Raw genomic sequence first — 6,433 nt, forward strand, 5'->3', positions numbered from 1 at the left:
CTTTCGATTTTCGCATCTGGTTTTCCAACCAGAAAGCTGCAAGATCGACCTAACGGACAGGATCCAAACCCAACAAACGTCTTGTCAAACCGATTTGCCCCGCATGAATCTGTTCATGCAGCGGGCAGAAGAGAATCGCCCCTAACTTGATCGGATAGACCGCGTAAGGCATATCGATCGGATCAAGCAACCCTTCCCCGTCTTCCATCCCCTGCAGTTCTTCTCTAGCGATTTCATGAACTTTGTGAAGTTTGCTAAGCAATTCATCTGCTGACGGGTGTTGGTCTGGGCCCGATTTCGGCACCGAGCCTCGACTGTAGGTTTTGCGAAAACGCCCCGGAATCAATTCCAAATCATCGGGCTGGCGTCCGCGTTGCCGAAACAACAACAGCCCGTACTGCGAAACCGCCAAGTGCCCAACCTGCCAAGCGATGCAGGTGGGAGCTCCCGCGGGAACGTCAAACCATCGTTCGGCAGGTGTTTTCTCAAGCAGTTCCAGCGTATAGGCTCGAGCAAATTCCATTTGGCCGAGCGCCACTCGGCACATGACAAGCGCTTCCTCAGAACTTGGCAACGGCGGAGCGACCGAAGAATTGGTCGGATCGGACGGAGAAGCGGTCATAACAGAGAAACCCAAGAACTAGTAAGAAAGCTGATCAAACCGATTTCGACATAGGTGGCCTTTGGGATAGGCGGCTCGGTCCCCTATAGCATCGGTGGGAAAATCAGGCTCGCAAGCCCCACCCCTCGGGCCTTTTTTAAACAACGAGTTAGAATAGACGCATGATCCAATTTCTTTCCGGAATCTCCGTTACCTGTTTTGTAACCAGCTACCTAGTTGCTTTGGTGCTGGAATTGACTCGTACATGGTTCGAAATCCCTGTCCGCCGCATCGTGATCCTTGGATTCACGGTGGTCGGTTTAGTGCTGCAGCTAGCCTATTTGATCCTTCGAGCCCAACCAGATGGGACGACCGAAGCGGGGCTGATGGCAACCTGGTACGACTGGTCCCTGCTTTTATCGTGGGGATTGGCTGCCTGTTACCTTTTTTTCCTGCTTCGCAGACCTGAAACAACGGTCGGTTCCTTCCTCCTCCCCCCCGTTTTAGCGTTAATCGCCTTGGCAATATACGTCCAGGATTCCCCTCCTTTCTCTCGCGAAGAAGCGACCGGGATTTGGCGTAATGTGCACGCGATGGCAATGCTCTTAGGCTCGCTGGCTGTCTTGCTGGGATTCCTGGCCGGTGTGATGTACCTGGTTCAGTCCTCTCGTTTAAAGCAAAAACGAGCCGGAAGAGGTCGTGTTCGGCTACCAAACTTAGAAGGTCTGCAGCATCTAAACCGCCGCTGTTTGTACTTCAGCACGATCGCTTTGGCGTGCGGATTGTTCTCGGGAGTCCTGATGAATCTCAATCGCTGGGGATCTGTTGGCTGGACCGAAAGGGGAGTGATCTTTTCGGGAATCCTATTGTTGTGGTTGGTAGCAGCGACCCTGTTTGAAATTTTTTACCGACCGTCTCGCCGAGGCCGAAAAGTCGCCTACCTAACGTTTGCTAGTTTTGTCTTTTTAGTCCTCGCTTTTGCTGCCGTATTAACCTCGCCACACGGCAGAGGCCTCCCCGACGAAGCCCCCTCCTCCGCGGATACGTCGATCTCCCTAAACTGGAAGGGAACACGATGAAACTGCAAATGATTGGGTGCAATCACCGCCAGGCAGCGGTTGAATTCCGCGAACAGTTGTCTTTCACAACCGCTCAAGCTCAAACGGCTTTAAACGATTTCCGAAATCGCTTTCCGGCGGCAGAAATTGTGCTGCTAAGCACCTGCAATCGCGTCGAGCTGTATACAGGAGCCGCCGATGGCGATGGCCCTGATCAACGCGCGATGGCCGATTTCCTTGCCACCCAGCGAAACCTGCCTACCGATGGTTTGCTTGAACAACTGGTCTATCTGGACGGACAAGCCGCGATCGAACACCTGTTCACCGTAGCGGCAAGCCTAGACAGCATGGTGGTCGGAGAAGCTCAGATTATCTCACAGGTCAAACAAGCTTATGAACTTGCCTGCGAGAGTGGATCCGCCGGCCCTTTAACGCATGCCGCTTTCCAAGCTGCCAGCCATGTCGCAAAACGTGTGGACCGAGAAACCTCAATCCATCGTCGCCGGGTAAGCGTTCCCAGTGTTGCTGTGGGTGAGGTCATCCCTGAATTCTTCGATACCCTGGCCGACAAATGCATCGTGTTAATCGGTGCCGGCGAAATGGGAGAAGAAACACTCAAATATCTGGTCACCGCTGGTGCCAAAGACATTCATGTGGTCAACCGAAGCCGCGAGCGGGCTGAAAAAATTGCCAAAGAAATTGGTGGCACCGCTCGCCCTTGGCCTGAATTAGACCTGCTTTTGACCCACGCCGATTTGATCGTCAGCACCACCGGAGCGACCGACACACTGATCACTTTAGAACGGTTTCAGACGATTCACGAAGCCCGATATGATCGCCTGCTATTGATCCTAGACCTAGCCGTCCCTCGTGACTTTGCTCACGACATAGGGGAACTTGCGAGCGTTTATCTCTATTCGGTGGACGACCTGCAGTCGGCTTGTGAACGAAACCAGCGAGAACGTCAAAAACAGTGGCCCAAGGCTCAAGGCATCATTGCCGAGGAATCCCGTAAATTCATTGCGGACCTACATCACCGGGCAACCGGACCGGTCATTCGCCAATTAAGAGACCAGGCGGAGCAACTAAAACAAGAGGAACTGAAGCGGCTGATGGGTCGCCTAAGTCAACAGACCGAACTCGGTACACAAGCGACGAAAGACATCGAACAGGCCTTTGATCGGCTGGTCAACAAACTCCTTCACCCTCCCTTGGCTTCGCTAAAAGACGATGCCGCGGCAGGTCATAGCGGAGGCCTTTTGGTTGCACTCCGTGAACTCTTCAAATTGAATGATGGCGAATAGGGGTCAGTCCCACTCGTCATCGTCTTCATCGTCGTCGTCCAGATCTTCATCTAGATCGTCCTCGTCTAGATCATCGTCGTCGTCGAACTCGACGTCGTCCTCGTCACCATCTTCGGTGTCGTCGTCGTCATCAGCATCATCGTCGTCATCTTCTTCGTCGTCATCATCATCTTCATCGTCGTCCCCGACTTCTTCCCAGTCATCCTCTTCTTCATCGTCGTCCCAGTCGTCTTCTTCATCGTCCCACTCGTCATCATCTTCATCATCCCAGTCATTTTCTTCATCCTCGATGATTGCCGTGGGCGCATCGGTCCCCGTCTCCGTGACAAGGGCAACCGCCCCACCAAGGTCAGGTGAAATCAAATTACTAGAATGGGGGCCGAGAACGGCGGTTTCCAGAGCGATGCTCACGTCGGATTCCTCTACTGAATCGCTGGGGTCAATTTGTTCATTCAAAAGCTGCGGATCGGCAAGATCGGCCTGGCTGCCCTCTTCATCATTTTCAGACGTCTCATCAGGCAGCATATCAAAACGAATGTTCGGCAGCGCGTCTACACTATGTAAACCAAATATTTGTAGAAATCGCTTTGAAGTCGAATATAGGAAGGGTCGGCCCAATTCTTCACTGCGTCCACTAATCCTTACAAGATCTCTCTCCATAAGTTGCCGCAACAATTCGCCGCAGGCAACTCCGCGGATCGCTTCGATGTTTGCTCGCATCACCGGCTGGCGATAAGCCACAATTGCCAACGTTTCCATCGCTGGCGACGAAAGACTCACTGGAGCCGGCACATGCCCCAAGCGGCGAATCCAGGGCGCAAACTGGGGGCGCGTTAGCAATTGATACCCGCCTGCGATCGACTCCACACGAATCGATCGACCATATTCATCAAAAACTTCATTTAGCCGACGGATCATGGTTCGGGCCTCCGTCGCGTCTTCAAGATTTGCTAGCTGAGCAATTTTGCGAGCGGTCTGAGGTCCTTTGGCCAGCAAAAGAACCGCTTCCACTTTTTGCAGCCGAGTCTGTGGATCGTCTTGAGGGATCGCCGGGGCTTGAACTTCGTCTTTTGACGCATGATAGACCGCATAGGGACGTCCCCAACGATTTGCCTGCTTCGTTGACGCGGACTTCCAGCCATTTCGGGAAGCCCCAGCGACTAGACGAGCGCCTGAAGTTCGATTTCGGAAGGTTGTGTTTTTCAATCCGACCTCGTTTGGGAAAGAGTACGTCGTACCGTAGAATGAGATTGTTCGCTGCCAATCAAACCGGTGGCAACCTCAAATCTATTTATTCCGCAGGAAACCTCGTGGATGGCCGCCAAATCAACTCGCCGTAAAACCCGGCACCAAGTTCTGGTTGGAATCATTGGAACGGTCTGTTTGGTCGGAAGTATCGGTTTAGCCACGCTGATACAGGGAAACGTCCACGGACGCGAGTTCTCTCCGAGCAATTTTCAACTTCGAAATTTTTCCTTTTGGGAAATTCCCTTGGTCCATCTGCAGGTGCGGCCCATTCGACGTTCCGGATCGATGAACTCGCTCGCGTCTTATCTGATCGCTCAGAAACTGATCCAATCGCCTCAAAATGGCAAACTGCCCGGCAACTGGCACCTCGTTAAATTGTCACGCGGGACACTCCAGAGACCTCCGTCCGATGCTGAAATCTTGGTTCAGTACCTCGAAGGAGATCTCGGTACCAACTGGCGAGACTGGACCATCAGCCATCCTAAAGAGGCCGCCATCTTGTGGCCTGTCGTCCAAAACCTGGCCCAGCGAGAGCTGTATGTGCTGCTGCCCGAACTGTTCCGACTGGCAAAAAAGTCCGACGATCCGGCCCAACTTCAAGCCTCCATTCGGACCTTCCTGATCCGTGAAAATCTGCAAATTGCAAGCGATTTGAACGAGTCTGGCCGTTCCGGAATCGCCCGCGAATTACTGGCGGAAACGCTGCTTGAATATCCAGACAGTCAACCGCTTCAAGAAGCGATCGCTGCGTTGCCCCCTCCGCCGCCCGCTGCCGCCACGAATGCTCAACCGTGATCTACCTGGATAATAACGCGACCACCCGAATCGCTCCTGCTGTCCTTCAAGCGATGGCCAGCGTCTGGGAAAGAGGCCCGCTCAATCCTTCCAGCCAGCACGCTCAAGGGAGAATTGCCCGCTCCATTCTTGATCAAGCGCTCGCCCAAATCGGACGCCTCCTGGGCGCTGATATCGAAAAACCAGGAGGTCCGCAACTAATACTGACCAGTGGTGGAACCGAAGCGAACCAGTTGGCGATGTGCGGTTTCGGGGATTCCCATCGCCCCTTGGTTGTTTCCGCGATCGAGCACCCCAGCATCCTGGAAATGGCCAAAATCTGGAAAGCGGAAGGTCGTGAGGTGACCTTCTTGCCGGTCGACAAGCATGGCGTCGTCTCGCTGGAAAGCCTTCAACAAACCCTTGAACATCGATCGGGTGAATCTCCCCTGGTCTGCCTGATGGCTGCCAACAACGAAACCGGCGTGCTGCAACCGATCTTCAAGGCTGCCCAGTTGTGCCGTGCTGCGAAGGCTCATCTGCATGTCGATGCGACCCAGGCGATTGGAAAGATCCCTTTCGACTTTACCGCTCTGGAAATCGATTCGCTCGTTTTTGCTCCTCACAAATTTCACGGTCCAGCCGGAATTGGTGGGCTGCTGATCGCACCCCACATCCCTTTTAAAGCCATCTGGCGCGGTGGTGCTCAACAGCTTGGGATGCGTCCAGGAACCGAGTCCGTGCCGCTTGCCGTCGGCGCAGCGTCTGCTTTGCAGCTGGCATGCGATTCCCTTCACCAGATGCAAGCTGAGATCCAACCGCTCCGTGACTCGTTCGAACAACAACTTCAAAACGCGATCCCCGGACTGGTCATTCATGGCGGCCTAGCGGAAAGGTTGGCCACCACCAGCTGCCTCGGTTTTCCCCACATCGATCGTCAATCGATGCTGATGGGACTGGATATGAACGGTGTCTGCTGCAGCAGCGGATCGGCATGTGCCAGCGGTAGCAGCGAGCCAAGCTACGTCCTTCAAGCAATGGACGTGGCGGCTGAAACATTACAGGGTTCGCTCCGTTTTGGGCTTTCAAAGTTTTCCACGCCTGTTGAAATAAATGATGCATCAGACCGTATCATCAACTGCTTCAACAGGTTACGACCGTAGAACAATGTGGAAAAGATGCCGGATTCATCTCGCCTACCGGCTAACTGGCTGGTAAACTATTCGGGATGTACCCATTTCGCGTGCCATACTTCACGCAAAGACGATTCAACTTCCCAATGGTTCTCCGGGTGAACCTTGCGGAGTGGCGCCAGCGGTCTGTTGATTTGGCGATTCAACCAACAGCCTGCAAACCGGGTCGCCAAAGGTGTCGATGGCATTAGGCGACGCTCAAGCGACTCAATTCGACGTCCCGTAAGGCTGGGCGGCAACCAAGGGTAAATGGTT

At 53.8% G+C, this 6,433-nt stretch carries 6 protein-coding genes; 4 read left to right on the top strand and 2 right to left on the bottom strand.

The features are described 5' to 3' along the window. Window positions 1-49: 49 nt before the first annotated feature. Window positions 50-622 (bottom strand): DinB family protein, encoded by a 573-nt coding sequence (locus FF011L_RS26015; protein ID WP_246109639.1) that lies wholly within the window; start codon window positions 620-622, stop codon window positions 50-52. A gap of 161 nt (window positions 623-783) precedes the next feature. Here FF011L_RS26015 and ccsA point away from each other — a divergent pair, with 161 nt between their 5' ends. Next, a complete protein-coding gene (gene ccsA, locus FF011L_RS26020; protein WP_145354823.1) occupies window positions 784-1,680 on the top strand; it encodes a cytochrome c biogenesis protein CcsA in 897 nt (298 codons plus the stop codon). Continuing rightward, window positions 1,677-2,963, top strand: a complete 1,287-nt coding sequence (gene hemA, locus FF011L_RS26025; protein WP_145354824.1) for a glutamyl-tRNA reductase — start codon at window positions 1,677-1,679, stop codon at window positions 2,961-2,963. Before ccsA ends, hemA begins: the two co-directional genes overlap by 4 nt. A 3-nt stretch (window positions 2,964-2,966) precedes the next feature. On the opposite strand, the gene scpB is transcribed toward hemA, so the two are convergent. Beyond that, entirely contained in the window at window positions 2,967-4,169 is a 1,203-nt protein-coding gene (gene scpB / locus FF011L_RS26655) for an SMC-Scp complex subunit ScpB (protein WP_246109640.1), read from the bottom strand. A 108-nt stretch (window positions 4,170-4,277) separates the two neighbouring features. Between scpB and FF011L_RS26040 the strand changes: the two genes are divergently transcribed. Both FF011L_RS26040 and FF011L_RS26045 read left to right on the top strand, forming a co-directional pair. Further along, window positions 4,278-5,006, top strand: coding sequence for a hypothetical protein (locus tag FF011L_RS26040; RefSeq protein WP_145354825.1), 729 nt, complete (start codon window positions 4,278-4,280; stop codon window positions 5,004-5,006). Beyond that, window positions 5,003-6,148, top strand: a complete 1,146-nt coding sequence (locus FF011L_RS26045; protein WP_145354826.1) for a cysteine desulfurase family protein — start codon at window positions 5,003-5,005, stop codon at window positions 6,146-6,148. Before FF011L_RS26040 ends, FF011L_RS26045 begins: the two co-directional genes overlap by 4 nt. The last annotated feature ends 285 nt before the right edge of the window (window positions 6,149-6,433 follow it).

This window comes from Roseimaritima multifibrata (genome assembly GCF_007741495.1).
Taxonomy (GTDB): Bacteria; Planctomycetota; Planctomycetia; order Pirellulales; family Pirellulaceae; genus Roseimaritima; species Roseimaritima multifibrata.

Coding starts and splice junctions, on each gene's coding strand:
- FF011L_RS26040 (WP_145354825.1), top strand. CDS start 4,278: ATGGCCGCCAAATCAACTCGCCGTAAAACCCGGCACCAAGTTCTGGTT.
- hemA (WP_145354824.1), top strand. CDS start 1,677: ATGAAACTGCAAATGATTGGGTGCAATCACCGCCAGGCAGCGGTTGAA.
- ccsA (WP_145354823.1), top strand. CDS start 784: ATGATCCAATTTCTTTCCGGAATCTCCGTTACCTGTTTTGTAACCAGC.
- FF011L_RS26015 (WP_246109639.1), bottom strand. CDS start 622: ATGACCGCTTCTCCGTCCGATCCGACCAATTCTTCGGTCGCTCCGCCG.